General features: G+C 56.4%; 21 protein-coding genes and 1 tRNA gene. 9 read left to right on the top strand and 13 right to left on the bottom strand.

The genetic code is table 11. The annotated features are described in order from the left end of the window. Nucleotides 1–36: 36 nt before the first annotated feature. The 9 genes from hflC to nnr all read right to left on the bottom strand — a co-directional run bounded on the left by hflC (nt 37) and on the right by nnr (nt 10,243). Nucleotides 37–1,041 carry a protease modulator HflC gene (hflC, locus tag ABR39_RS05570; RefSeq protein ID WP_047346124.1) on the bottom strand — a complete coding sequence of 335 codons (1,005 nt, stop codon included), beginning with the start codon at nt 1,039–1,041 and terminating at the stop codon, nt 37–39. 2 nt (nt 1,042–1,043) lie between these two features. Continuing rightward, a complete protein-coding gene (gene hflK, locus ABR39_RS05565; protein ID WP_047346123.1) occupies nt 1,044–2,303 on the bottom strand; it encodes an FtsH protease activity modulator HflK in 1,260 nt (419 codons plus the stop codon). A gap of 56 nt (nt 2,304–2,359) precedes the next feature. After that, nucleotides 2,360–3,640, bottom strand: coding sequence for a ribosome rescue GTPase HflX (gene hflX / locus ABR39_RS05560; RefSeq protein WP_047346122.1), 1,281 nt, complete (start codon nt 3,638–3,640; stop codon nt 2,360–2,362). A gap of 74 nt (nt 3,641–3,714) precedes the next feature. Then, nucleotides 3,715–4,026, bottom strand: a complete 312-nt coding sequence (gene hfq, locus ABR39_RS05555; protein WP_047346121.1) for an RNA chaperone Hfq — start codon at nt 4,024–4,026, stop codon at nt 3,715–3,717. Between the two features lie 85 nt (nt 4,027–4,111). Continuing rightward, on the bottom strand, nt 4,112–5,062 hold the full coding sequence (miaA, locus tag ABR39_RS05550) for a tRNA (adenosine(37)-N6)-dimethylallyltransferase MiaA (RefSeq protein ID WP_047346120.1): 951 nt from the start codon (nt 5,060–5,062) through the stop codon (nt 4,112–4,114). Beyond that, entirely contained in the window at nt 5,055–6,899 is a 1,845-nt protein-coding gene (gene mutL / locus ABR39_RS05545; protein WP_047346119.1) for a DNA mismatch repair endonuclease MutL, read from the bottom strand. The genes miaA and mutL overlap by 8 nt, the downstream gene beginning before the upstream one ends. Nucleotides 6,900–6,908: 9 nt before the next feature. Next, entirely contained in the window at nt 6,909–8,249 is a 1,341-nt protein-coding gene (gene amiB, locus ABR39_RS05540; protein ID WP_047346118.1) for an N-acetylmuramoyl-L-alanine amidase AmiB, read from the bottom strand. A gap of 16 nt (nt 8,250–8,265) precedes the next feature. After that, on the bottom strand, nt 8,266–8,727 hold the full coding sequence (gene tsaE / locus ABR39_RS05535; RefSeq protein WP_047346117.1) for a tRNA (adenosine(37)-N6)-threonylcarbamoyltransferase complex ATPase subunit type 1 TsaE: 462 nt from the start codon (nt 8,725–8,727) through the stop codon (nt 8,266–8,268). Further along, nucleotides 8,720–10,243, bottom strand: a complete 1,524-nt coding sequence (nnr, locus tag ABR39_RS05530) for a bifunctional ADP-dependent NAD(P)H-hydrate dehydratase/NAD(P)H-hydrate epimerase (protein ID WP_047346116.1) — start codon at nt 10,241–10,243, stop codon at nt 8,720–8,722. Before nnr ends, tsaE begins: the two co-directional genes overlap by 8 nt. Here nnr and queG point away from each other — a divergent pair. Further along, nucleotides 10,242–11,381, top strand: coding sequence for a tRNA epoxyqueuosine(34) reductase QueG (gene queG, locus ABR39_RS05525; protein WP_047346115.1), 1,140 nt, complete (start codon nt 10,242–10,244; stop codon nt 11,379–11,381). The genes nnr and queG overlap by 2 nt on opposite strands. A gap of 270 nt (nt 11,382–11,651) precedes the next feature. Here the strand turns inward: queG and ABR39_RS05520 are convergent. Both ABR39_RS05520 and orn read right to left on the bottom strand, forming a co-directional pair. Beyond that, nucleotides 11,652–11,727, bottom strand: a tRNA-Gly gene (locus ABR39_RS05520). Between the two features lie 196 nt (nt 11,728–11,923). Continuing rightward, entirely contained in the window at nt 11,924–12,469 is a 546-nt protein-coding gene (gene orn, locus ABR39_RS05515) for an oligoribonuclease (RefSeq protein WP_008502926.1), read from the bottom strand. A 107-nt stretch (nt 12,470–12,576) separates the two neighbouring features. Between orn and rsgA the strand changes: the two genes are divergently transcribed. The 3 genes from rsgA to mscM all read left to right on the top strand — a co-directional run bounded on the left by rsgA (nt 12,577) and on the right by mscM (nt 18,038). Then, the gene (rsgA, locus tag ABR39_RS05510) at nt 12,577–13,629 is read left to right on the top strand and encodes a small ribosomal subunit biogenesis GTPase RsgA (protein WP_010427739.1); all 1,053 of its coding nucleotides are present in this window, start codon (nt 12,577–12,579) and stop codon (nt 13,627–13,629) included. A 97-nt stretch (nt 13,630–13,726) separates the two neighbouring features. Then, complete coding sequence (asd, locus tag ABR39_RS05505) at nt 13,727–14,695, top strand: archaetidylserine decarboxylase (RefSeq protein WP_047346113.1); 969 nt, start codon at nt 13,727–13,729, stop codon at nt 14,693–14,695. 19 nt (nt 14,696–14,714) lie between these two features. Next, nucleotides 14,715–18,038 carry a miniconductance mechanosensitive channel MscM gene (gene mscM / locus ABR39_RS05500; protein ID WP_047346112.1) on the top strand — a complete coding sequence of 1,108 codons (3,324 nt, stop codon included), beginning with the start codon at nt 14,715–14,717 and terminating at the stop codon, nt 18,036–18,038. A 44-nt stretch (nt 18,039–18,082) separates the two neighbouring features. On the opposite strand, the gene epmA is transcribed toward mscM, so the two are convergent. Continuing rightward, nucleotides 18,083–19,060, bottom strand: a complete 978-nt coding sequence (epmA, locus tag ABR39_RS05495) for an elongation factor P--(R)-beta-lysine ligase (RefSeq protein ID WP_047346111.1) — start codon at nt 19,058–19,060, stop codon at nt 18,083–18,085. A 310-nt stretch (nt 19,061–19,370) separates the two neighbouring features. Between epmA and frdA the strand changes: the two genes are divergently transcribed. The 4 genes from frdA to frdD are packed head-to-tail and all read left to right on the top strand — an operon-like array spanning nt 19,371 to nt 22,664. Beyond that, nucleotides 19,371–21,161, top strand: a complete 1,791-nt coding sequence (gene frdA / locus ABR39_RS05490) for a fumarate reductase (quinol) flavoprotein subunit (RefSeq protein ID WP_045909546.1) — start codon at nt 19,371–19,373, stop codon at nt 21,159–21,161. Further along, entirely contained in the window at nt 21,154–21,888 is a 735-nt protein-coding gene (locus ABR39_RS05485) for a succinate dehydrogenase/fumarate reductase iron-sulfur subunit (protein WP_047346110.1), read from the top strand. Before frdA ends, ABR39_RS05485 begins: the two co-directional genes overlap by 8 nt. Before the next feature lie 10 nt (nt 21,889–21,898). Then, nucleotides 21,899–22,294 (top strand): fumarate reductase subunit FrdC, encoded by a 396-nt coding sequence (frdC, locus tag ABR39_RS05480; protein WP_028016425.1) that lies wholly within the window; start codon nt 21,899–21,901, stop codon nt 22,292–22,294. 10 nt (nt 22,295–22,304) lie between these two features. Continuing rightward, complete coding sequence (frdD, locus tag ABR39_RS05475; protein ID WP_000609653.1) at nt 22,305–22,664, top strand: fumarate reductase subunit FrdD; 360 nt, start codon at nt 22,305–22,307, stop codon at nt 22,662–22,664. Nucleotides 22,665–22,693: 29 nt separating this feature from the next. On the opposite strand, the gene ampR is transcribed toward frdD, so the two are convergent. Further along, nucleotides 22,694–23,569, bottom strand: coding sequence for a LysR family transcriptional regulator AmpR (gene ampR, locus ABR39_RS05470; RefSeq protein WP_047346109.1), 876 nt, complete (start codon nt 23,567–23,569; stop codon nt 22,694–22,696). A gap of 132 nt (nt 23,570–23,701) precedes the next feature. Here ampR and blaACT point away from each other — a divergent pair, with 132 nt between their 5' ends. Continuing rightward, complete coding sequence (blaACT, locus tag ABR39_RS05465; RefSeq protein ID WP_047346108.1) at nt 23,702–24,844, top strand: ACT family cephalosporin-hydrolyzing class C beta-lactamase; 1,143 nt, start codon at nt 23,702–23,704, stop codon at nt 24,842–24,844. The last annotated feature ends 22 nt before the right edge of the window (nt 24,845–24,866 follow it).

Genomic DNA, 24,866 nt, shown 5'->3' with positions numbered 1-24,866 from the left:
GGGAGCGGTGGTTTGAATACTCAAACGAGCCTGAGTTTATCGCGTTGCGTTAGTCGGCGTCTTCATATAACGGAAGAAATCGCTGTCCGGGCTGAGCACCATCACATCCTGGTTGCTCTGGAAGCTATTCTCATAGGCGCGCAGGCTACGGATAAAGGCGTAGAAGTCGGGATCCTGGCTGAAGGCATCAGCGAACAGCTTCGCGGCTTCCGCATCACCCTCACCGCGCAGAATACGGCCCTGACGCTCAGATTCTGCCAGCGTCTTGGTGACTTCGTAGTCCGCTGCGGCACGCAGCTTCTCAGCCTCTTCCTGACCCTGTGAACGGTGACGACGGGCAACCGCTTCACGCTCGGCGCGCATACGGTTGTAAATCGCCTCGGACACTTCCACCGGCAGGTTGATCTGCTTGATACGCACGTCAACCACTTCGATACCCAGCGCAGCCATACTGTTCGGGTTGATCACCGGCACTTTGCCGTTGGTTTCAGCCTGAACGCGTTCTGCCGCTTTGGCAATCGCATCATCTGCAGCCGGGGTTGAGACTTCGTCTTCGGTGCCCGCTGTACCGGAGTTCAGCGCATCACGCACTTCCAGCGTCAGACGACCGCGGGAGTCGGTCACGATGTCTTTCACATCCAGACGACCAATCTCAGAGCGCAGACGGTCAGAGAACTTACGTTTCAACAGCACTTCCGCCTGAGAAACGTCGCCGCCGCCTGTCGCCAGGAAGTAACGGCTGAAATCACTGATGCGCCATTTGATATAGGAATCAACGATCAGGTCTTTCTTCTCTTTGGTCACGAAACGGTCGGCCTGGTTATCCATCGTCTGGATACGCGCATCAAGCGTTTTCACCGACTGAATGAACGGCACCTTGAAGTGCAGACCCGGTTCGTAAATCACCGGGCGTTTGTCACCATCACGCACGACGCTGCTGAACTGGAACTTAATCCCACGTTCACCCTCTTTCACAACGAAGATAGAGGTGTAAAGCACGACCAATACGATGATGATGATCGCAATAACTGACTTACGCATCCTTATTCCCCCTGACGCTGGTAGTCGTTACGCTGCGCGTTAGCACGGCGTTGGTCCATTATGTCACCATCGTTCGAAGAAGGCGTTGTGTTCGCGCTGGCGCTGCCTGAAGAGGCTGGTGGCAGACGAAGCAGGTTATTCGCACCGCTGGTGTCTTTCGCAGCTGGTGCAGAACCGCCCTTCAGCATCTGATCCAGCGGCAGGACCATCAGGTTTCCGCCTTTGCTGTCGTTAACCAACACTTTGCGGGTGTGGCTCAGCACTTTTTCCATGGTCTCGATATAGAGACGCTCGCGGGTAATTTCCGGAGCCGCTTTATATTCCGGCAGGATTTTCGCGAAACGCGCCACTTCACCCTGGGCTTCCAGGATGGTCTGGGTCTTGTACGCGCGCGCTTCTTCAAGAATACGCTGCGCCTGACCGTTAGCACGCGGCTGAACTTCGTTGGTGTACGCTTCCGCTTCACGGATGTACTGCTGTTCGTTTTCACGGGCAGCAATCGCGTCATCAAACGCGGCCTTCACCTCTTCCGGCGGACGAGCGGCCTGGAAGTTAACGTCCAGCAGAGTGATACCCATGTTGTACGGACGAATGGTCTCTTCCAGCTCACGCTGGGTATCGCTACGAATAACGGTACGACCCTCGGTCAGAATACGGTCCATGGTGTATTTACCGATCACCCCGCGCAGGGCGCTATCGGTCGCCTGGCGCAGACTGTCATCGGCGCTGGTCACGCTAAACAGATAACGTTCAGGATCGGTAACGCGGTACTGCACGTTCATCTCAACGCGCACGACGTTCTCATCAGACGTCAGCATCACACCCGATGCCGCCAGTTCACGGACAGATTCCACGTTTACCGCAGTCACGTCGTCAATGAAGGTCGGCTTCCAGTTCAGACCCGGCTCAACCAGATGGCTGAACTTACCAAAACGCGTAACGACGCCGCGTTCCGCTTCTTTAATGGTGTAGAACCCGGTAGCAGCCCAGATGATTACCACAGCAGCGGCAACAATGCCCACCACGCGGCCACCCATTTGCGGGCGCGGCCCCTGGGTGGAATTTCCACCTGAGCCAGAGCCTTTACCTCCGCCAAGACCACCAAGCTTCTTGCTTAGCTTGCGGAAGATATCATCCAGATCCGGCGGCCCCTGCTCGCGACCACCTTTGTTGCCATTTCCCCCAGAGTTGCCGCCTTGATTATTGCTGCTTCCCCACGGGTCGCGGTCCTGTCCGTTATTACCGGGCTGATTCCACGCCATGTATATGCTCCATATTTGTTATGCAAGGGCGAATTATTCAGGCATCCCCTTTCTGATCAGACGATATAGTCGACCAGCGCAGGTTCTTGTTTACAGAGGCGACGCCAGTCAACGATCGGCATACGCACCTGCATCCCCACGCTGCCGTCATCCTCCATCCACTCTTTTTCTATCGCCTGAAGCTGATAAAACCGGCTGCGCAGCCTGCCTTCCTGTGGCGGCAATCGCAGCGTGTGCTGAGCTACCTCACCGGAAAGACGTTCTGTCAAAGCCTGGAAAAGCAGTGGCACACCAATACCGGACTGGGCAGAAAGCCAGACCCGAATCGGTTTGTTCTCTTCATCTCGGTCGATACGCGGCTCGAAATCTTCCAGCATATCGATCTTGTTCATCACCAACAGAGTTGGGATCTCGTGGGCGTCGATCTCTTCGAGCACCACGTTTACCGCGTCGATGTTCTCCTGCACGCGGACGTCTGCAGCGTCAATCACGTGTACCAGCAGGGTCGCCTGTCGCGTCTCCTGCAGGGTCGCTTTAAACGCCGCGACCAGGTCGTGCGGCAGATGGCGGATAAACCCTACGGTATCCGCCAGCACCGTCTCGCCGACGTCGGCAACGTCGATACGACGCAGCGTTGGGTCCAGGGTCGCAAACAGCTGGTCTGCGGCATACACCTGGGCCTCAGTAATCTGGTTAAACAGGGTGGACTTACCGGCGTTGGTATACCCCACCAGCGACACCGTCGGGATGTCGGCTTTTGAGCGCGCACGGCGCCCTTGCTCACGCTGTTTCTCAACGCGTTCCAGACGTGAGAGGATCTGGGTAATACGGCCACGCAGCAAACGACGGTCGGTTTCGAGCTGGGTCTCACCCGGACCGCGCAAACCAATCCCGCCTTTCTGTCTTTCAAGGTGGGTCCAGCCACGCACAAGCCGCGTCGCCAGATGGCGCAACTGCGCCAGCTCAACCTGCAGCTTACCTTCGTGGGTACGTGCACGCTGAGCAAAAATATCTAAAATCAAACCCGTGCGATCGATAACACGGCATTCGCAAAGACGTTCCAGGTTACGTTCCTGAGCCGGAGACAGCGCATGGTCAAACAGCACGACTGACGCGCCGGTTGCTTTTACGGCATCCGCAATTTCAACTGCTTTACCTTCACCAACAAAATACTTTGGGTGCGGCGCTTTACGGCTACCGGTAATCACCTGCATTGCTTCGACACCGGCGGAAGAGACCAGAGATTCAAACTCCTGGAGGTCTTCCATATCTTTGTCTTGCGAAAAATAGATGTGTACCAGCACCGCCTGCTCACCGGCATCATAACGGTCAAACAAGCGTAAAATCCTCAAAAAAGATCAGCGGGGAACGCAGGATCGCTGGCTCCCCGTGTGGATAACAGCGCGAAACCTTACTCGGTGTCTTCGCTGTCCTGCGCTGGCGTTGAAGAGCCCTGCGCGTTGCTGCCATGATGGTAGTTACTACCAGTGCCGCCGCCAGCGTTATTGCTGTGATGAGAGACCGGACGAGACGGAACAACAGTAGAAATAGCGTGCTTGTAAACCATCTGGCTGACCGTGTTTTTCAACAGGATCACAAACTGATCGAAAGACTCAATCTGACCTTGCAGCTTAATACCATTCACCAAATAAATAGAAACTGGAACACGTTCCCGACGCAATGCGTTCAGGAACGGATCTTGTAAAGATTGCCCCTTAGCCATTCTATCTTTTCCTTATATGCTTGTTTTGTACTTAGAACCTTGCGATTCTGAAAAATTGCGCACGATACGACTCAATTGTACACATTCAGTGAGCGATATCACCAATAACCTCAATCACTTCGTTTAACGCCTGTTGTGGTTTTTCACTGTCTAACCAGTGAACCCCCTCCCAACCGCGCAACCAGGTGATCTGGCGCTTCGCTAACTGTCTCGTGGCGCAAACACCTCGATAAACCATTTCATCGTATGAAATCTCACCTTCAAGATACGACCACATCTGGCGATATCCCACACAACGAATGGAAGGCATGTCCGTATGCAAATCTCCACGGGCAAATAGCGCCCGCACTTCTGCTTCAAAATCTGAAGCTAACATCTGATGAAAACGCTGCTCAATTCGCTGATGGAGCAGTTCACGGCTCGCCGGGGCGATGGCGAACTGATGCACCTGATACGGCAGAGCGTCTCCTGACGTTTGCGTCAGTTCCGTTAAAGTTTTACCCGAAATGAAAAAAACTTCCAGTGCCCGGGAAAGCCTTTGCGGATCATTTGGATGGATTCGCGCTGCCGCAACCGGGTCAATCTCCGCCAGTTGCTTATGCAAAACGTCCCAACCCTGCTCTGCCGCCTGCTGCTCAATTTTTGCTCTTACTTCCGGGTCCGCTGATGGCAGAGGAGAAAGCCCCTCCAGCAACGCCTTGAAATAGAGCATGGTTCCGCCAACCAACAGCGGTATACGTCCCGCCGCCGTTATCTCGGCCATCTCGGCTAAGGCATCCCGGCGGAAATCCGCTGCGGAGTAGGCCTGAGCCGGGTCGAGAATATCCAGCAAACGGTGCGGTGCCGCGCGCAGCTCTTCTGCGTCAGGCTTCGCCGTGCCGATGTCCATCCCTCGGTAGATGAGGGCGGAGTCGACGCTAATCAACTCTACAGGCAAAACTTTACGCAACTCAATGGCTAGCGCCGTTTTGCCGGAGGCCGTTGGGCCCATTAAAAAAATTGCCTTAGGCAGGCTCGCCTTACTTACGTCAATCATGTTTCAGGGCGTTCATCGCCGTTTGTAAATCAACAGGTTGTAATAAACCACCCGGCGGCGTCTTCACCAGATGCGGGCAGAGGCGTTCCACCTCCGCCAGCACGCTAATAGCCTGTGCCATACTCCACGGCGCGTGTTCGCTTGCCAGGTGGCGGGCGATCCACTGCGCGGTGTTAGCTGCATCAAACGACGTTTGCTGCGCCAAGTAGCCTATCAGTTCAGGAATCAAGTTTTGTAAATTTTGTTGGCGTAAGGGTAAAGGCACTGCACGAATTGTCACATGTTGTGGTTCAAGCACCATTTCTATACCCATTTGCGCCAGCTGCGGCTCGGCGCGCTGCAATACCCTTGTTTCTTCAGGGGATACCTTCAGACGAACCGGGATCAGCAGCGGCTGCGCACAGGCCGCATTTGCACCCGGCGTAAGCTGCACCTGTTTGAGCCAGCGTTCAGCGACCGGCAGTGCCAGAAGCATCAATTTGCCGTCACGTTCAAGCAATGCCATATCCGGTGCGATAATCGTCAGTACCCGGCCAAAACTCTGGCTGTGACCTTCCAGCGACGGCGGCGATACAGGGATGGGCTCTTTACGTTCCACTGCCGGCGTTTCCAGCAGTTTGCGATACAACGTCCCCTGCTGCTTTTGATAGCCAGGCTGAGCATTCGGGTAGTTCGCTCCCGTCGGGCGCGGTGCGGCCCCTGCCGAGGAGAAACGCGGGGCTTCCGGCTCACGCGCGGCAGCAGGCTCAGCAAAATGGTTACGGCCCGCAGCGACGCGGTTTTCCGGGAACGGGCGCGGCGCAGGCTCTGCGTTTTCCAGCGGCAACGTGGGTTCAACCCGCTGTTGCAGCACGCTCAGCACGCCCTGATAGATAAAATCATGCACCAGCCGCGACTGGTGGAACCGCACTTCGTGCTTGGCGGGATGAACGTTCACATCCACCTGATGCGGGTCGATCTCCAGATACAGCACGAAAGCGGGTTGCTGATCGGCCCCGAGCTTGTCTTCGCAGGCCTGGCGAATGGCGTGGTTAATAAGACGGTCGCGCATCATGCGTCCGTTCACGTAGCAATACTGAATCTCCGCGAACGCCGCGCTGCTGGCGTTCGGGTCTGCTACCCACCCGCGCAGCGCCAGATCGCCATGCTGCCACTCAATGGCCAGCGCCTGTTCCAGGAACGGCGTACCGCAGATGGCCCCCAAACGGCGTTCTTTCTGCCCGCCTTCTGCCACCGCGCGATACTGGCGCATCACCTTACCGTTGTGGCTGAGGTTAATGGTGACATCGAAACGCGCCAGCGCGATGCGACGTATGATCTCGTCGATATGGCCGAATTCGGTTTTTTCGGTACGCATAAACTTGCGTCGGGCGGGAGTGTTGTAGAACAAATCCAGAACTTCCAGCGTCGTACCGACAGGATGCGCGGCGGGTTTGACCGTCACATCCATATCGCGCCCTTCGGCGTAAGCCTGCCAGGCTTCCTGCTGTTCAGCGGTACGGGAGGTCAGCGTTAAGCGCGAAACCGAGCTGATACTGGCCAGCGCTTCACCGCGAAAACCGAGGCTAAGGATCGCTTCCAGGTCATCCAGAGAGGCAATTTTGCTGGTGGCGTGGCGGGCCAGCGCCAGCGCCAGCTCGTCTTTTTTAATACCGCACCCGTTGTCGCGAATGCGAATAAGCTTCGCGCCGCCGCGTTCGATATCAATATCGATGCGGGTCGCGCCCGCATCAAGGCTGTTTTCCACCAGCTCCTTCACCACCGACGCAGGGCGTTCCACCACCTCGCCGGCGGCGATTTGGTTCGCAAGCTGCGGCGGTAGAACCTGAATCGGCATGAATTCTCCTTAGTTTGTCGCTGTCATCTCGCCCGGCAGCGCGGCACTGGCCGTCTGGGCTGCTCCGCCCTGAGGCGCAGACTGCAGAGGATGCGCCTCAAAATATTTACGCAAGCCGTTATAAATCGCTTCGGCAATTTGTTGCTGATAGCTGTCGCTGCCCAACAAACGCTCTTCATTGTTATTGCTGATAAAGCCCGTTTCCACGAGGATCGATGGAATATCCGGCGAACGCAGAACTCCCAGGCTCGCATGCTCCGGACGGCGCTTGTGCAATGCCCCAATGCCCTGCAGCTGATTCAGTACGTTAGTGGCGACATCATACCCGACGCGCTGGGAATGACCGAACTGTAAATCCAGCACCGCCTGGCTGAGATACGGGTCAGACTGGCTATTAGCCAGCACATCACCCGCACCGCCCAGCAGTTCAGACTGTTTCTCATGCTCTTCAAGCCAGTTTGCCATTTCGCTGTTGGCGCGACGGTTCGACAGCACCCAAACCGAGGCGCCGGTCGCACTACGATTCGGTGCGGCATCCGCATGAATGGAGACCAGGAAGTTTGCGTTTTGCTTACGCGCCACGTCAGAGCGTCCCATTACGGAGATAAAGTAATCCCCGTCGCGGGTTAACACGCCTTTAAACATCGGATCGTCGTTTAACAGCGCCCTGAGCTTGCGGGCCACCGCGATTGTGACGTTTTTCTCCCGCGTGCCGCCCGGACCAATCGCCCCCGGGTCTTCCCCGCCGTGACCCGCATCAATAGCGATAATCACCTTGTCACCGCTCACCGTCGCGCGTCGCGCACTGGCCGCCGGACGCGTCACCGTATTGCTGCTGGTTGCCGCCGTAATGCGATCGTTCTGCGATTTAAACGGATTACGCGCAGGTTCAGAAGGACGCGGCGTATACACCGGTTCTTCCACGCGCTTCGCGACGACCGGCGGCGGTGGAGACGGTGGCGGCGCGTCGGCATTAATCGTAAAGACCACCGTATAGTTCGCCCCGTTTTGCTGCTTCACCGCCTTCGTTTTGCCCTTTTCGGTCAGATCGACCACCAGGCGTAACGACTGGCTATCCTGCGGCGTGCCCGAACGAATACTTTTCACCAGGTTGTTGCCGCTGAAGCGCAGCGGCAACCCCTGGATCACGCCTGTCTGTTTGATATCCAGGGCCACGCTGTGGCTGTCTGGCTGTGAGAATGAATATTCAGGATCGCCCATAAAGCTGAACGTGATCCGGGCCTGGCTTTCGCCGTTTGATACCTGAATATCTGAGAGGTTTGCGGCCCCGGCCTGCGCGCACAGCAGCACCGTGGCAGCCAATAACCAACCTTTAACGCGATTTATCATCCCGTCATCCCTACGCTTAACCGGCCAGACGGGCCAGTAAGGAACTGCCTGATGAGGAAACTGCACTGATGCGTGCCTCACGCCCTTGTGCCTGGTAATCTAAGTGAATTTCGACATCCGGGTCAGGCAACACACCCGCACCTTGTTGCGGCCACTCCACCAGGCAGATGGCATCATTGGCAAAATAATCACGGATCCCCATAAATTCCAGCTCCTCAGGATCCGCAAGGCGGTATAAATCGAAGTGGTACACCATAAGATTTTCAAGGGTGTACGGTTCTACCAGCGTGTAGGTTGGGCTTTTCACATTCCCGTTATGCCCTAACGCCTGCAAAAAACCCCGGCTGAAGGTGGTTTTACCCGCACCTAAATCACCATACAGATAAATGACGGTTGCCCCCTGACAGGCCTGCGCCACGCGCTTGCCGAGTTCTAAAGTGGCTTGTTCATCAGGTAAAAGAATCGCTCGATTAGTCATTTTCTACGTCAATCACATCCGGGTTAACAACACGCCGCAGCGTGCAAAAGAGATCGGTGGCCAGCATACCGCGTGTACCGTAACGCGCAGCCAATGTATCTGCCGCGGCGCCGTGGGCCACGCAGCCCGCACAGGCTGCATCATAAAGGGGAAGTTTCTGTCCAAGCAACGCGCCAATGATACCGGAAAGCACGTCGCCCATTCCGCCACTCGCCATGCCCGCATTTCCGGCATCAATAATGCCCTGTGCCTCATCGCTGGCGACAACGGTTCCTGCCCCTTTCAAAACAGCAACACCTCCGTAACGTTTTACCAGACGCTGAGCAGAAAGTAAGCGATCGCTTTCAATTTCTGCCACGCTGCAGTTAAGCAGCCGCGCGGCTTCGCCGGGGTGTGGCGTCAGAATGCGATTGTGACGCTTATCCGGATTGATTGCCAGAAGGTTCAGCGCGTCGGCATCCCACAGCATCGGTTTACGAAAATTCTCGACCTTTTGCAGGGCCTGTTTACCCCACGCCTGCTGCCCTAGTCCAGGTCCAATGACGACCACATCCGCCCATTCAAGGCTTTCCTCAAGGGACTGGAGCGTAAGCTCATGGACCATCAGTTCCGGTCGGGCTGTGATTATGGGCGCAATATTCTCAGTGCGAGTGAGTACTCGCACTAAACCGGCCCCGCTTCGCAATGCCGCTTCGCCGGCCATGCGAATAGCGCCCGCCGTGCCGTGGTCTCCGCCAACAATCACCAGCTTGCCGTGATCGCCTTTATGGGACGTCGGACGTCGGGGCGGAAGCCATTCGGCAAGCTGAGACGCATCAAACCGCGCGAGGTGCGTTTCCTGCCCGGCCAGCCAGCTCTCCAGCCCCAGCGCAGCGTGGTGCAACGCGCCGACCACATCCCGCGCTTTGCCGGTCAGTAAACCCGGCTTCAGGGCGATGAAGGTCACCGTATGCGCAGCCTGAATCACCGCCCCCGGCGTCGCCCCCGTTTGTGCTACCAGGCCCGACGGAATATCCAGCGCGACCACCGGCGCGGAATGCCTGTTAGCGCGTGCAATGAGCGCGGCAATGTTCTCGCGAGGCGCGCTGCGCAGGCCGGTGCCGAGCAGGCCATCAACAATCAGATCAACATCCTCTGGCCAGACAATATCAGCCGCGTGAATCACACCGCCTGCATTCAGCCATGCGTCTCGCGCCGCGCTGGCCTCCTCCGGCAGCGGCTTATCACTCTCAAGAGCCAGCAACGTAACGCGCAGACCTGCTGCAACCGCAAGACGGGCAACGACGTAGCCGTCTCCGCCGTTATTGCCGTGCCCGCATAAAACCAGCCAGTGAGCGGCCTGCGGGTACGCGCCGCGGGCAACGTTAAACGCCGCCTCTCCTGCACGCTGCATCAGTTCATAAAGGGTGATGCCGAGACTGTCCGCAGCCTCTTTTTCGGCATGCCGGAGCGCGTCCGCATGCCAGATGGAATGTGGTATACTTGCGGGGTTTTTCTTCACCGTATGGTCCGTCATGTCACAGCCCCTCGATCTCAATCAGTTAGCGCTAAAAATTAAACAGTGGGGTGCTGAACTCGGCTTCCAGAAAGTGGGCATCACTGATACCGACCTCTCCGCCAGCGAGCCGAAACTGCAGGACTGGCTGGATAAACAATACCACGGCGAAATGGAATGGATGGCGCGTCATGGCATGATGCGCGCCCGTCCACACGAGCTTTTGCCGGGCACGTTACGCGTCATCAGCGTGCGCATGAACTACCTGCCCACCAACGCGGCCTTTGCGCGCACGCTAAAAAACCCCTCTCTGGGTTACGTCAGCCGGTACGCCCTGGGGCGTGATTACCATAAGCTCTTGCGTAACCGCTTAAAAAAACTCGGGGAAACTATTCAGCAGCACTGTGTTTCGCTGAATTTTAGACCCTTTGTCGACTCTGCGCCCATTCTTGAGCGCCCGATCGCTGAAAAAGCCGGGCTTGGCTGGACAGGTAAGCACTCACTTATCCTTAGCCGCGACGCCGGATCGTTCTTCTTCCTGGGTGAACTGCTGATTGATTTACCGCTGCCGGTAGACGGCCCGGTAGAGGAAGGCTGTGGGCGCTGCGTGGCCTGCATGACCATCTGTCCGACGGGTGCCATCGTCGAGCCTTATACCGTCGATGCGCGGCGCTGTATCTCTTACCTCACCATCGAACTGGAAGGGGCGATCCCTGAAGAATTTCGACCGCTTATCGGAAACCGGATCTACGGCTGTGACGATTGCCAGCTCATTTGCCCGTGGAACCGCTATTCGCAGCTCACGGATGAAGAGGATTTCAGCCCGCGTAAGGCGCTGCATGCGCCGCAGCTCATTGAACTGTTCGCCTGGACCGAAGCCTGGTTCCTGAAAGTGACGGAAGGTTCGGCCATTCGCCGCATCGGTCATCTGCGCTGGCTACGTAATGTTGCCGTCGCGCTGGGGAATGCTCCGTGGGATGAAGCAAATATCCGGGCGCTTGAAAGCCGCAGAGGTGAGCACCCACTTCTTGACGAACATATAGAATGGGCGATTGCGCAGCAAATCGAGAAGCGTAATGCCTGCGTGGTCGAGGTGCAGCTACCGAAGAAACAGCGTTTGGTGAGAGTGATAGAGAAAGGGCTTACGCGGGATGCCTGAACTATTCACAGCCTGTGAATAAAATTACAAACTCAAGCGCTATCTGGGCTTGAGAAGAGATCAAGTGATCTCGATAACATTTTGAAATGAAAATTTATACTTAAAATACAAGGAAATACAAAGATACTATTCACCCTGCTAAGTTTTGGTCCGGTTCCGCTAAAGCGCAGTTTCTGTGGATAACTCTGTTTACAAGAGTATTTCAGATGCAATAGAAAACGTCCCCAACGACTCATTTCGCTGTGGATATTTTAGAGATGAAGAAGAATTTGGAGCGGGAAACGAGACTCGAACTCGCGACCCCGACCTTGGCAAGGTCGTGCTCTACCAACTGAGCTATTCCCGCAAATCTGCACTGCTTTTGTTGCTGTCGTAACGTGTAATTCTCTGTCGTTACGGGAGGCGCATTATACGAGAAATCCGTTTAGCTGCAACCCCCCTTAAAGCGATTTTTTCGAAATTCAGTTCAAGTGCTTATTTAATCGGCAAGCTGCACAATTTAGCGTCAAACTTACGCTCACGCAAGGCACCTGGTCGCAAAATCACAGCTTAATAAAGTTTTCGCGGTAGTACGAAAGCTCCGCCACGGACTCACGGATATCGTCCATTGCCTGGTGCGTCCCCTGTTTTTTAAAGCCGTCCAGGATTTCAGGTTTCCAGCGGCGCGCCAGCTCTTTCAGGGTGCTGACATCCAGATAACGATAATGGAAGTAAGACTCCAGCTCCGGCATATACTTAAACAGGAAACGGCGATCCTGGCCGATGCTATTGCCGCAGATAGGGGATTTGCCTGCCGGAACCCACTGTTTCAGGAACTCAAGCGTCGCCAGTTCCGCCTCGCGGTCACCCATGGTGCTTGCCTTCACGCGCTCCACCAGGCCACTGCCGGTGTGGGTACGCACGTTCCACTCATCCATCAGCGCAAGCTGATCGTCTGACTGATGCACCGCAATTGTTGGTCCTTCCGCCAGGATATTCAGGTTGGCATCGGTGACCAGCGTTGCAATTTCAATAATGCGATCGCGCTCGGGATCCAGCCCGGTCATTTCAAGATCGATCCAAATCAGGTTGTTTTCATCCGCGCTCATGTTATTTTCCACCCTTCTCGCATAACCAGCAGTAGCAGGTTAACTAGTATTAATTAGAGTGTATCATAGAGGTTTTGCCCATCATGGGCGACCAGGAGCCAGCGCGATTGAGTAAAAATAAACTCTCCAAAGGGCAGCAGCGCCGCGTAAACGCCAATCACCAGCGCCGTCTTAAAACCACTTCGGAGAAGCCGGATTATGACGACAACCTGTTTGGCGAAGCGACGGAAGGCGTCGTAATTAGCCGCTTTGGTATGCATGCCGATGTCGAATCCGCCGACGGGGATATTCACCGTTGTAATATCCGCCGCACCATCCGTTCACTTGTTACCGGCGATCGCGTGGTCTGGCGTCCGGGTAAAGAAGCCGCCGAAGGCGTAACGGTAAAGGGTATCGTTGAAGCCGTGCATGAACGCACGTCGGTGCTCACCCGTCCAGATTTCTACGACGGGGTTAAGCCTATTGCCGCCAATATTAACCAGATCGTTATCGTTTCGGCGATTTTGCCCGAGCTCTCGCTCAATATTATCGACCGTTATCTCGTCGCGTGTGAAACGCTGCAGGTTGAACCGATCATCGTGCTGAATAAAATCGATCTGCTGGATGACGATGGCATGGCCTTCGTGAATGAGCAGATGGACATCTACCGCAAGATTGGTTATCGCGTGCTGATGGTCTCCAGCCACACTAAAGATGGCCTTAAGCCGTTAGAAGAGGCACTGACCGACCGTATCAGTATCTTTGCGGGCCAGTCCGGCGTGGGTAAATCAAGCCTGCTGAATAATCTGCTCGGCCTCCAGCAAGAGATCCTGACTAACGATGTGTCCAATGTCTCGGGCCTTGGCCAGCACACCACCACCGCCTCGCGTCTGTATCACTTCCCACACGGCGGCGACGTGATCGACTCCCCTGGCGTGCGTGAGTTCGGCTTGTGGCATCTCGAGCCGGAACAAATCTTCAACGGGTTTGTCGAATTCCATGACTATTTAGGCGCTTGCAAATACCGCGACTGTAAACACGATAACGACCCGGGCTGCGCTATCCGTGAAGCGGTTGAGAACGGTGAAATTGCGGAAACTCGCTTTGAGAACTACCACCGTATTCTTGAGAGCATGGAAGACGTAAAAACGCGTAAAAACTTTTCTGATTCTGATAACTGACAACTAAGCTAAGCATCGCTAAAATCGTCCCCTTTTTTCAGGTTCCGGCGGCTTCACGCCGGATCAGGAACGACAAAACAATGGCCTGGAGGCTACCTTGTTAAACGCATTTAAACTTTCGCTTCAATACATTCTGCCAAAACTGTGGCTCACTCGCCTGGCGGGCTGGGGCGCGAGCAAACGAGCAGGCTGGCTGACCAAACTGGTCATCGACCTTTTCGTAAAATATTACAAGGTCGATATGAAAGAGGCGCAGAAGCCGGATACCGCCAGCTACCGCACCTTTAACGAATTTTTCGTGCGCCCACTGCGTGACGAAGTGCGCCCGGTAAACACCGACCCTAACGTCCTGGTGATGCCAGCAGACGGCGTAATTAGCCAACTGGGTGATATCGAAGACGACAAAATCCTGCAGGCGAAAGGCCATAACTACAGCCTGGAAGCGCTGCTGGCGGGTAACTACCTGATGGCGGATCTGTTCCGTAACGGTACGTTTGCCACCACCTATCTGTCACCGCGCGACTACCACCGCGTGCACATGCCGTGTAACGGTATCCTGCGCGAGATGATCTACGTCCCGGGCGACCTGTTCTCCGTCAACCACCTGACCGCGCAGAACGTTCCGAACCTGTTTGCCCGTAACGAGCGTGTTATTTGCCTGTTTGATACTGAATTTGGCCCAATGGTGCAGATTCTGGTGGGTGCGACCATTGTAGGTAGCATCGAAACCGTCTGGGCTGGCACCATCACCCCGCCTCGCGAAGGTGTGATCAAGCGCTGGACTTGGCCTGCCGGTGAAGCGGAAGGCTCTGTCGCCCTGCTGAAAGGTCAGGAAATGGGTCGCTTTAAGCTGGGCTCAACCGTGATCAACCTGTTTGCTCCGGGCAAAGTGAAGCTGGCTGAACAGCTCGAAAGTCTGTCAGTCACTAAGCTGGGCCAGCCTCTGGCAATCTCTACCGAAACCTTCGTGACGCCGGATGCAGAACCGGCGCCGCTGCCGCAGGAAGAGATTATCGCCGAGCACGACGCCAGCCCGCTGGTTGACGACAAGAAAGACGAAGGCTAACAACAGAAGGATCGCTGACGTGCGCCCGATTATCGTTCTACTGATGGCCTGGTGCCTCAGCATGGGGGCGTACGCAGCGACAGCCCCCGACGCCAAACAGATAACCCAGGAACTGGAGCAGGCAAAAGCGGCAAAACCCGCTCAGCCAGAGACCGTTGAGTCACTCCAGTCCGCGCTGAACGCGCTTGAAGAGCGCAAAGGCTCTCTTGAGCGCGCTCAGCAATATCAGCAGGTTATCGACAACTTCCCCAAACTCTCACAGACGCTGCGCGCGCAGCTCAATAATTTGCGAGATGAACCGCGCGACGTGCCCGCGGGCATGACCTCCGACGCCCTAAACCAGGAGATCCTGCAGGTCAGCAGCCAGCTTCTGGAAAAGAGCCGTCTTGCCCAGCAGGAGCAGGAGCGAGCGCGTGAAATTGCCGACTCCCTCAGCCAGCTTCCGCAACAGCAAACCGACGCTCGCCGCCAGCTTAATGAAGTTGAGCGTCGCGTTGGCACGCAAAGCGGCAATACGCCACAGGCTCAGGCACAAAATCTGGGCCTGCAGGCAGAATCTGCTCGCCTGAAGGCCCTCGTCGATGAGCTTGAGCTGGCGCAGCTCTCCGCCAATAACCGTCAGGAGCTGTCGCGGATGCGCTCTGAACTCGCTCAGAAGCAGAGCGAGCAGCTGGACGCGTATCTTCAGGCCCTGCGCAACCAGCTCAACAGCCAGCGCCAGCGTGAAGCGGAGCGTGCCCTGGAAAGTACCGAACTGCTGGCGGAAAACAGCGATAATCTGCCTGCCGGCATCGTTCAACAGTTTAAGGTCAACCGCGAGCTTTCTGCCGCCCTGAATCAGCAGGCGCAGCGTATGGACCTGGTTGCCTCGCAGCAGCGTCAGGCCACCAATCAAACCCTTCAGGTTCGTCAGGCGCTCAATACCCTGCGCGAACAGTCCCAGTGGCTTGGGTCATCAAACCTGCTGGGTGAGGCGTTACGCGCGCAGGTCGCCCGTCTGCCGGAAATGCCGAAGCCGCAACAGCTCGATACCGAGATGGCCCAGCTGCGCGTTCAGCGCCTGCACTTTGAAGATCTTCTCAACAAACAGCCGCAAATCCGCCAGATCCGTCAGGCTGACGGACAGCCCCTGACCAGTGAGCAAAACCGCATTCTGGAAGCCCAGCTGCGCACCCAGCGTGAACTGCTGAACTCTCTGCTGCAGGGCGGAGATACGTTGATTCTGGAGCTGACCAAGCTGAAGGTCTCTAACAGCCAGCTGGAAGATGCGCTGAAAGAGGTGAACGAGGCAACGCACCGTTATCTCTTCTGGACGTCCGACGTGCGTCCGATGACCTTCTCGTGGCCGATTGATATTGTCCAGGACCTGCGCCGCCTGATTTCGCTGGACACCGTCAGCCAGCTGGGACAGGCCAGCGTGATGATGCTCACCAGCAAAGAGACCATTTTCCCACTGCTGGGAGCATTGATTCTGGTGGGCTGTAGCATTTACTCGCGCAGACATTTCACCCGTTTCCTGGAACGCTCCAGCTCCCGAGTAGGGAAAGTCACTCAGGATCACTTCTGGCTGACGTTGCGTACCGTATTCTGGTCGATTCTTGTTGCCTCCCCGCTGCCCGTGCTGTGGATGACGCTGGGCTATGGCCTGCGGGAAGCCTGGCCCTATCCGCTTGCGGTAGCGATTGGCGATGGCGTTACCGCCACCGTTCCTCTGCTGTGGGTGGTGATGATCTGCGCCACGTTCGCGCGGCCCAATGGCCTGTTTATCGCCCACTTTGGCTGGCCGCGTAACCGCGTTGCGCGCGCCATGCGTTACTACCTGATGAGCATCGGACTGATTGTGCCGCTGATTATGGCGCTGATCATGTTCGATAATCTCAACGACCGGGAGTTCTCAGGCTCGCTGGGCCGCCTCTGCTTTATGCTGATTTGCGGGGCGCTGGCCATCGTCACGCTCAGCCTCAAGCGCGCCGGTATACCTCTTTATCTTGATAAATCCGGTAGCGGCGACAACATGTTCAACCGGCTGCTCTGGAACCTGCTGCTTAGCGCGCCGTTGATTGCGATGCTGGCAGCCGCGGTGGGTTACCTGGCAACCGCGCAGGCGCTGCTGGCGCGACTGGAAACCTCAGTGGCAATCTGGTTCCTGCTTCTGGTGGTGTACCACGTGATCCGCCGCTGGATGTTGATTCAGCGGCGCCGACTGGCGTTTGACCGTGCCAAGCATCGCCGGGCAGAGATCCTCGCCCAGCGTGCGCGGGGTGAGGAGGAGCCAAACCATGTCAACAGTACGGAAGGCACGACGGAAGCGGACGAGGTCGAACTGGATCTGGATGCCATCAGTACCCAGTCACTGCGTCTGGTTCGCTCCATCCTGATGCTGATTGCCCTCCTGTCGGTCATCTTCCTGTGGTCGGAGATCCATTCCGCATTTGGCTTCCTGGAGAACATCTCACTGTGGGACGTGACGTCCACGGTGCAGGGGGTTGAAAGCCTGGAGCCGATTACCTTAGGGGCGGTGCTGATTGCCATTCTGGTGTTGATCATCACCACGCAGCTGGTGCGCAACTTCCCGGCGCTGCTGGAGCTGGCGCTGCTGCAGCATCTGGATTTAACCCCGGGGACAGGATATGCGATTACGACCATTACCAAATACCTGATCATGCTGTTCGGCGGGCTGGTTGGCTTCTCGATGATCGGTATTGAGTGGTCGAAACTGCAGTGGCTGGTGGCGGCACTTGGTGTCGGGTTAGGTTTTGGCTTACAGGAGATTTTCGCCAACTTCATCTCGGGCCTGATCATTCTGTTCGAAAAACCGATCCGTATTGGCGATACCGTAACGATCCGCGATCTGACCGGCAGCATCACGAAGATCAACACCCGCGCGACAACGATCAGCGACTGGGATCGCAAAGAGATCATCGTGCCGAACAAGGCGTTTATTACCGAGCAGTTCATCAACTGGTCGCTGTCCGACTCCGTTACCCGCGTGGTGCTGACGGTACCGGCGCCGTCGGACGCCAGCAGCGAAGAGGTTACCCAGATCCTCTACACCGCCGCAGAGCGCTGCTCGCTGGTGATCGATAACCCGGCACCGGAAGTGTTCCTGGTCGATTTGCAGCAGGGGATCCAGATTTTCGAACTGCGTATTTACGCCGCCGAAATGGGGCACCGTATGCCGCTGCGTCATGAGATCCACCAGCTGATTCTGGCGGGCTTCCGCGAGCACGGTATTGATATGCCGTTCCCACCGTTCCAGATGCGTCTGGAAAGCCTGGACGGGCGTAAAACGGGAAGAACGTTGACGTCAGCGGCGCGTACGCGCCCGGCGGGGAGTTTGTAAGATAAGCGGGGCAACCCTCTCCCACGGGAGAGGGTTAACTGCCGTCAGGCGCGATCTACGGTAAACGCAATCACATCGCCCAGCTGTTCTGCGCCCAGGGCCAGCATCACCAGACGATCCACACCCAGCGCTACGCCGGAGCAATCCGGCAGACCCGCTTTTAAGGCTTCAAGCAGGTTGGTATCAATAGGCTGCTGCGGAAGGCCGCGCGCGGCGCGCTTACGGTTATCCTGCTCGAACCGCTGCTGCTGCTCGCGGGCGTCAGTCAGTTCGTGGAACCCATTCGCCAGCTCAATGCCTTTGTAATAGACCTCAAAACGCTCTGCCACGCGGTGGTCTTCAGTGCTGATCTGCGCCAGTGAGGCCTGGCTTGCCGGGAAGTGATAGACAAACGTCGGACGGTCTTTGCCAATCTGCGGTTCAACGCCAAAGGTGAACAGCAGCTGCAGCAGCGTGTCGCGATCTTCTTCGGTATCTGCCACGTTGCTCAGATCCAGCTTTGCCGCCACTTCGCGCAGCTGAGGCTTGTCCGCAGATAACGGATCGATTTCCAGATAGCGCTGGAAAACCTGCTGATAGGAGAGCGTTTCCGCTTCCGGGCACTCGAGGACCTGCTGCAGTAAATCGTCCACCTCATTCATCAGGCGGTACATATCATAATGCGGGCGGTACCACTCCAGCATGGTGAATTCCGGATTGTGGTGACGGCCCATCTCTTCATTGCGGAAGCTGCGGCACAGCTGATACACCGGACCACATCCCGCCGCCAGCAGGCGTTTCATGTGATATTCCGGGCTGGTCATCAGATACAAATTCATACCCTGAGAGTGGCCAGGGCCAACAAAACGGGTTTCAAACGGGACCAGATGAATATCCGTTACCGTTGCCTGACTCATGCACGGCGTTTCCACCTCCAGGACTCCGCGGTCGGCAAAGAAACGGCGGATCTCCGCCATAATTGCTGCGCGTTTTAACAGATTTGGGATGGATGCGCTCGGCTGCCAGGTGGCCGTTTCGCTCATGAGTTGTTCTCCGATTTCATACAAGGGCACGAAGTCTACTCGTTAGCAGTGACGGAGACAAATTTTGCGCAGTAAAAAAGCGCATTTCATTTAAGTGAGCAATGACGTGACGTAATTCATCAATCTCCATGATAAATCGCCGGACAGAACAGCAAAAAAATCGAACACGTCAAATTTCCCTGTCATCTACACGGTTATACTGTTTTACCCATAAAGGAGCAGTGGAAACGCTTTCGCAATCGTCCTTTTGGACGGGTGAACTACCTTTAGTTTGTCGCGTTGCGAAATAACAAAAATCTGGAGGAATGTCGTGCAAACTTTTCAGGCCGATCTTGCCGTAATAGGCGCTGGCGGGGCTGGATTACGTGCTGCGATTGCTGCAGCGCAGGCTAATCCCAACGCTAAAATCGCATTGATTTCAAAAGTCTACCCAATGCGCAGCCACACGGTGGCAGCAGAAGGAGGGTCCGCCGCCGTTGCGCAGGATCATGACAGCTTTGAATACCATTTCCACGACACGGTTGCAGGGGGCGACTGGCTTTGCGAACAGGATGTCGTTGACTACTTTGTGCACCATTGTCCAACGGAGATGACCCAGCTTGAGCAGTGGGGTTGTCCGTGGAGCCGCCGTCCGGACGGCAGCGTCAACGTTCGCCGCTTCGGCGGAATGAAGATCGAACGTACCTGGTTCGCCGCCGATAAGACCGGCTTCCACATGCTGCACACCCTCTTCCAGACCTCCCTTCAGTTCCCACAAATTCAGCGCTTTGATGAGCATTTCGTCCTCGACATTCTGGTTGATGACGGGCATGCGCGCGGCCTGGTGGCGATGAACATGATGGAAGGTACGCTCGTCCAGATCCGCGCCAATGCGGTGGTCATGGCAACGGGCGGTGCGGGTCGCGTTTATCGTTATAACACCAACGGCGGCATCGTCACCGGTGACGGCATGGGCATGGCGCTCAGCCACGGCGTACCGCTGCGCGATATGGAGTTTGTGCAGTATCACCCAACCGGCCTGCCGGGTTCCGGCATTCTGATGACGGAAGGCTGCCGCGGTGAAGGCGGTATTCTGGTCAACAAAAACGGCTACCGCTATCTGCAGGATTACGGTATGGGTCCGGAAACGCCGCTCGGCGAGCCGAAAAACAAATACATGGAACTCGGCCCGCGCGACAAAGTGTCCCAGGCCTTCTGGCACGAGTGGCGCAAAGGCAACACCATCTCCACGCCGCGCGGCGACGTGGTCTATCTTGACCTGCGCCACCTCGGCGAGAAGAAACTGCTGGAACGCCTACCGTTCATCTGCGAGCTGGCAAAAGCTTACGTCGGCGTCGATCCGGTGAAAGAGCCGATTCCGGTACGCCCAACGGCCCACTACACCATGGGCGGGATCGAAACCGACCAGCAGTGTGAAACCCGCATCAAAGGTCTGTTTGCCGTGGGCGAGTGTTCCTCCGTGGGTCTGCACGGCGCCAACCGTCTCGGGTCTAACTCGCTGGCTGAGCTGGTCGTCTTTGGCCGCATGGCGGGCGAGCGCGCGATGGAGCGTGCGGCTACAGCAGGCGAAGCCAACGGTGCCGCGCTGGATGCGCAGGTCGCAGACGTTGAAAAACGCCTGAAAGATCTGGTGAACCAGGAAGGTAACGAGAACTGGTCTAAGATCCGCGACGAGATGGGCCTGTCGATGGAAGAAGGCTGCGGTATCTATCGTACTCCTGAGCTGATGCAGAAAACCGTCGATAAGCTGGCGGAGCTGCAGGAGCGCTTCAAGCGCGTACGCATCACCGATACCTCCAGCGTCTTCAATACCGACCTGCTCTATACCATCGAGCTGGGTCACGGCCTGAACGTGGCGGAATGTATGGCGCACTCCGCGCTGGCGCGTAAAGAGTCGCGCGGGGCCCACCAGCGTCTTGACGAAGGCTGTACCGAACGTGACGACGTCAATTTCCTGAAACACACTCTCGCCTGGCGCGATGCGGATGGCACCACGCGTCTGGACTACAGCGACGTGAAAATCACCACGCTGCCACCGGCTAAACGCGTGTACGGTGCAGAAGCAGAAGCCGCCGAGAAGAAGGAGAAGGCGAATGGCTGAGATGCAAAAACTGAAAGTTGAAGTGGTGCGCTACAACCCGGAGGTGGACGCCGCACCGCATAGCGCTTTCTATGAAGTGCCTTATGACGAGCAAACCTCCCTGCTGGATGCGCTCGGCTATATTAAAGACAACCTGGCGCCGGACCTGAGCTACCGCTGGTCCTGCCGCATGGCGATCTGCGGCTCCTGCGGCATGATGGTTAACAAAGTGCCGAAGCTGGCCTGTAAGACCTTCCTGCGCGAGTACACCAAAGGCATCAAGGTTGAAGCACTCGGCAACTTCCCGATTGAACGCGATCTGGTGGTCGATATGACCCACTTTATCGAAAGCCTGGAAGCCATTAAGCCCTACATCATCGGCAACCCGCGCACGCCGGATCAGGGGCCTAACACCCAGACCCCGGCCCAGATGGCGAAATACCATCAGTTCTCAGGCTGCATCAACTGCGGTCTTTGCTACGCCGCCTGTCCACAGTTTGGCCTGAACCCGGAGTTCATCGGCCCGGCCGCCATTACCCTGGCGCACCGCTATAACGAAGACAGCCGCGACCACGGTAAAAAAGAACGTATGGCGCAGCTTAACAGCCAGAACGGTGTCTGGAGCTGTACATTTGTGGGTTACTGCTCCGAAGTCTGTCCGAAGCATGTCGACCCGGCCGCCGCCATTCAGCAGGGTAAAGTGGAAAGTTCGAAAGACTTTCTTATCGCTACCCTGAAACCACGCTAAGGAGTGCATGATGACGACTAAACGCAAAGCCTATGTGCGGCCAGTGCCGTCCACCTGGTGGAAAAACCTGCCGTTTTATCGCTTCTACATGCTGCGTGAAGGCACGGCGGTACCGGCGGTCTGGTTCAGCCTTGAGCTGATGTACGGTGTCTTTGCCCTCAAGCACGGTCCGGAAACCTGGGCGAGCTTTGTTGGCTTCCTGCAAAACCCGATTATTGTTGTGCTGAACCTGATCGTGCTCGCGGCGGCGCTGCTACATACCAAAACCTGGTTTGAACTGGCGCCAAAAGCGGCGAACATCATTGTAAAAGGCGAGAAAATGGGACCTGAGCCGGTCATTAAAGGGCTCTGGGCCGTAACCATTCTCGTCACCGTGGTCATTCTGTTTGTCGCACTGTTCTGGTAAGGAGACACCTGTGATCAATCCAAATCCAAAACGTTCTGACGAGCCGGTCTTCTGGGGTCTGTTTGGCGCTGGCGGCATGTGGAGCGCCATCATCGCTCCCGTCATCATCCTGCTGGTCGGCATTATGCTGCCGCTGGGGCTATTCCCGGGCGATGCGCTGAGCTATGAACGCGTACTGGCATTCGCGAGCAGCTTTATTGGTCGCGTGTTCATCTTCCTGATGATCGTCCTGCCGCTGTGGTGTGGCCTGCACCGTATCCACCATGCGATGCATGACCTGAAAATCCATGTACCGAGCGGTAAATGGGTATTCTACGGTCTGGCGACCATCCTGACCGTGGTCACGCTGATTGCCGTGGTCACCATCTGACGCCTCTGGCCCGCCATCCGGCGGGCCTTTTATTTTTGCATCTTCCCCACCAGCCATTGAGCAAACTCGCGCATTGCGGGCGTTTCTGCTCGTGACTGCAGTCTTGTCAGCCAGTAGCTGCCGAGGTCAATCTGCGTTGCAAACGGCTGCACGATGCGCTCGCTGCTAAGCAGGTGGGTAAACATATCCACAGGAGCGATGGCAATCCCCACTCCCGCCTGGGCGGCTTCCAGCATGGTTACGGACGAATCAAATACCATCACCCGGTGCGTCGGTGAGGGTGGATGTTCACCCGCGGCCTGCATCCACGCGGTCCACTCGTCGCGTCGATAGGAGCGCAGCAGGGTAAACTTCAGGATATCTGCCGGGCTTTTTAGACTGGAGGCAATGTCGGGTCTACAGAGCGGAGCCAGCGGCGCAGGGCAAAGAAATTCAGCATCGGTTCCATGCCACGCGCCGCCGCCGTAGCGAATGGTGTAATCGAGCCCTTCGGCAGCCGGGTCGACGCGATTGTTATGGGTGGAAAGCTGAAGATCAATATGCGGATAGCAGCGGCGAAAATCATCCAGCTGCGAAAATAATATCCCCGTTGCGAAAGTGCCCACCACACCTATTTTTAGCTTCTCCTGAGCGCGATGGCTGGCAAAGCGATCCAGCATTCCGGCAATACGGTCGAACGAGTCGTTCAGCACCGGCAGTAAATTTTCACCCTCGGTGGTCAACATTAACCCGCGCGAAACGCGTACGAAGAGCTGACAGTTAAGGTGCTGCTCCAGCGTTTTAACATGCTGGCTAATGGCAGAGTGGGTCACGTTCAGCTCAATGGCCGCATGCGTAAAGCTGAGATGCCTTGCGGCGGCTTCAAAGGCTCGAAGCGAATTAAGCGGGAGATAGCTTCGCGTCATGGTCTCATCCGTTAGAAAAATTAACAGCTAATGCTAAATTTAACCGTTTGTCAGCCACAGTCAAATCCCACAGACTACTGCTGTCTGACGGGCCCGGACGCTCCCTTGAACCGCTATTACGGAAGATAACTGATGATGAAAAAATCCCTTAGCTGCGCCCTGCTGCTCAGCGCCTCCTGCTCAGTATTTGCTGCGTCAATGTCAGAAAAAGAGCTGGCTGAGGTGGTTGAACGTACCGTTACGCCTCTGATGAAAGCGCAGGCCATACCGGGTATGGCGGTGGCGGTGATTTATCAGGGTCAGCCGCACTACTTTACCTTCGGTAAGGCTGATGTCGCGGCAAACAAACCCGTCACCCCGCAAACCTTGTTCGAGCTGGGCTCTATAAGTAAAACCTTCACCGGCGTGCTGGGTGGCGATGCTATTGCTCGCGGTGAGATATCGCTTGGCGATCCGGTGACAAAGTACTGGCCTGAGCTGACGGGTAAGCAGTGGCAGGGAATTCGCATGCTGGACCTGGCAACCTATACCGCAGGCGGTCTGCCGCTGCAGGTACCGGATGAGGTCACTGATAACGCCTCTCTGCTGCGCTTTTATCAACACTGGCAGCCGCAGTGGAAGCCGGGCACTACGCGTCTTTATGCGAACGCCAGCATCGGTCTTTTTGGCGCCCTCGCGGTGAAACCCTCTGGCATGAGCTTTGAAGAGGCCATGACGAAGCGGGTCTTCAAGCCGCTCAAACTGGACCATACGTGGATTAACGTTCCGAAAGCGGAAGAGGCGTATTACGCCTGGGGATACCGTGACGGTAACGCGGTACGCGTGTCGCCGGGGATGCTGGACGCTGAAGCCTATGGCGTAAAAACCAACGTGAAGGATATGGCAAGCTGGGTGCTGGTCAACATGGCCCCCGACTCCCTTCAGGATACCTCCCTCAAGCAAGGCATTGCCCTGGCGCAGTCTCGCTACTGGCGCGTAGGTGCCATGTATCAAGGGTTAGGCTGGGAAATGCTTAACTGGCCGGTCGATGCCAAAACGGTAGTCGGGGGCAGCGACAATAAGGTGGCGCTGGCGCCGTTGCCCGTGGCAGAGGTGAATCCACCGGTTCCCCCGGTCAAATCGTCCTGGGTCCACAAAACAGGCTCTACTGGCGGGTTTGGCAGCTACGTAGCATTTATTCCTGAAAAGCAGATCGGTATTGTGATGCTCGCGAATAAAAGCTATCCGAACCCGGCGCGAGTTGAGGCGGCATACCGTATTTTGAGCGCTCTGTAGTAAACATTGCCGGGTGGCGGCT

It is taken from the genome of Enterobacter genomosp. O (genome assembly GCF_001022965.1).
Lineage (GTDB): Bacteria > Pseudomonadota > Gammaproteobacteria > Enterobacterales > Enterobacteriaceae > Enterobacter > Enterobacter cloacae_L.
The sequence above is the reverse complement of the archived record's forward strand: the minus strand, read 5'-3'. Positions and strand labels throughout refer to the sequence as shown.

What these genes read in the sequence shown, in the direction of transcription:
- hflC (WP_047346124.1), bottom strand. Translation starts at nt 1,041, where the DNA reads ATGCGTAAGTCAGTTATTGCGATCATCATCATCGTATTGGTCGTGCTT.
- hflK (WP_047346123.1), bottom strand. Translation starts at nt 2,303, where the DNA reads ATGGCGTGGAATCAGCCCGGTAATAACGGACAGGACCGCGACCCGTGG.
- hfq (WP_047346121.1), bottom strand. Translation starts at nt 4,026, where the DNA reads ATGGCTAAGGGGCAATCTTTACAAGATCCGTTCCTGAACGCATTGCGT.
- miaA (WP_047346120.1), bottom strand. Translation starts at nt 5,062, where the DNA reads ATGATTGACGTAAGTAAGGCGAGCCTGCCTAAGGCAATTTTTTTAATG.
- mutL (WP_047346119.1), bottom strand. Translation starts at nt 6,899, where the DNA reads ATGCCGATTCAGGTTCTACCGCCGCAGCTTGCGAACCAAATCGCCGCC.
- amiB (WP_047346118.1), bottom strand. Translation starts at nt 8,249, where the DNA reads ATGATAAATCGCGTTAAAGGTTGGTTATTGGCTGCCACGGTGCTGCTG.
- tsaE (WP_047346117.1), bottom strand. Translation starts at nt 8,727, where the DNA reads ATGACTAATCGAGCGATTCTTTTACCTGATGAACAAGCCACTTTAGAA.
- queG (WP_047346115.1), top strand. Translation starts at nt 10,242, where the DNA reads ATGTCACAGCCCCTCGATCTCAATCAGTTAGCGCTAAAAATTAAACAG.
- nnr (WP_047346116.1), bottom strand. Translation starts at nt 10,243, where the DNA reads ATGACGGACCATACGGTGAAGAAAAACCCCGCAAGTATACCACATTCC.
- orn (WP_008502926.1), bottom strand. Translation starts at nt 12,469, where the DNA reads ATGAGCGCGGATGAAAACAACCTGATTTGGATCGATCTTGAAATGACC.
- epmA (WP_047346111.1), bottom strand. Translation starts at nt 19,060, where the DNA reads ATGAGCGAAACGGCCACCTGGCAGCCGAGCGCATCCATCCCAAATCTG.
- ABR39_RS05485 (WP_047346110.1), top strand. Translation starts at nt 21,154, where the DNA reads ATGGCTGAGATGCAAAAACTGAAAGTTGAAGTGGTGCGCTACAACCCG.
- frdC (WP_028016425.1), top strand. Translation starts at nt 21,899, where the DNA reads ATGACGACTAAACGCAAAGCCTATGTGCGGCCAGTGCCGTCCACCTGG.
- ampR (WP_047346109.1), bottom strand. Translation starts at nt 23,569, where the DNA reads ATGACGCGAAGCTATCTCCCGCTTAATTCGCTTCGAGCCTTTGAAGCC.
- blaACT (WP_047346108.1), top strand. Translation starts at nt 23,702, where the DNA reads ATGATGAAAAAATCCCTTAGCTGCGCCCTGCTGCTCAGCGCCTCCTGC.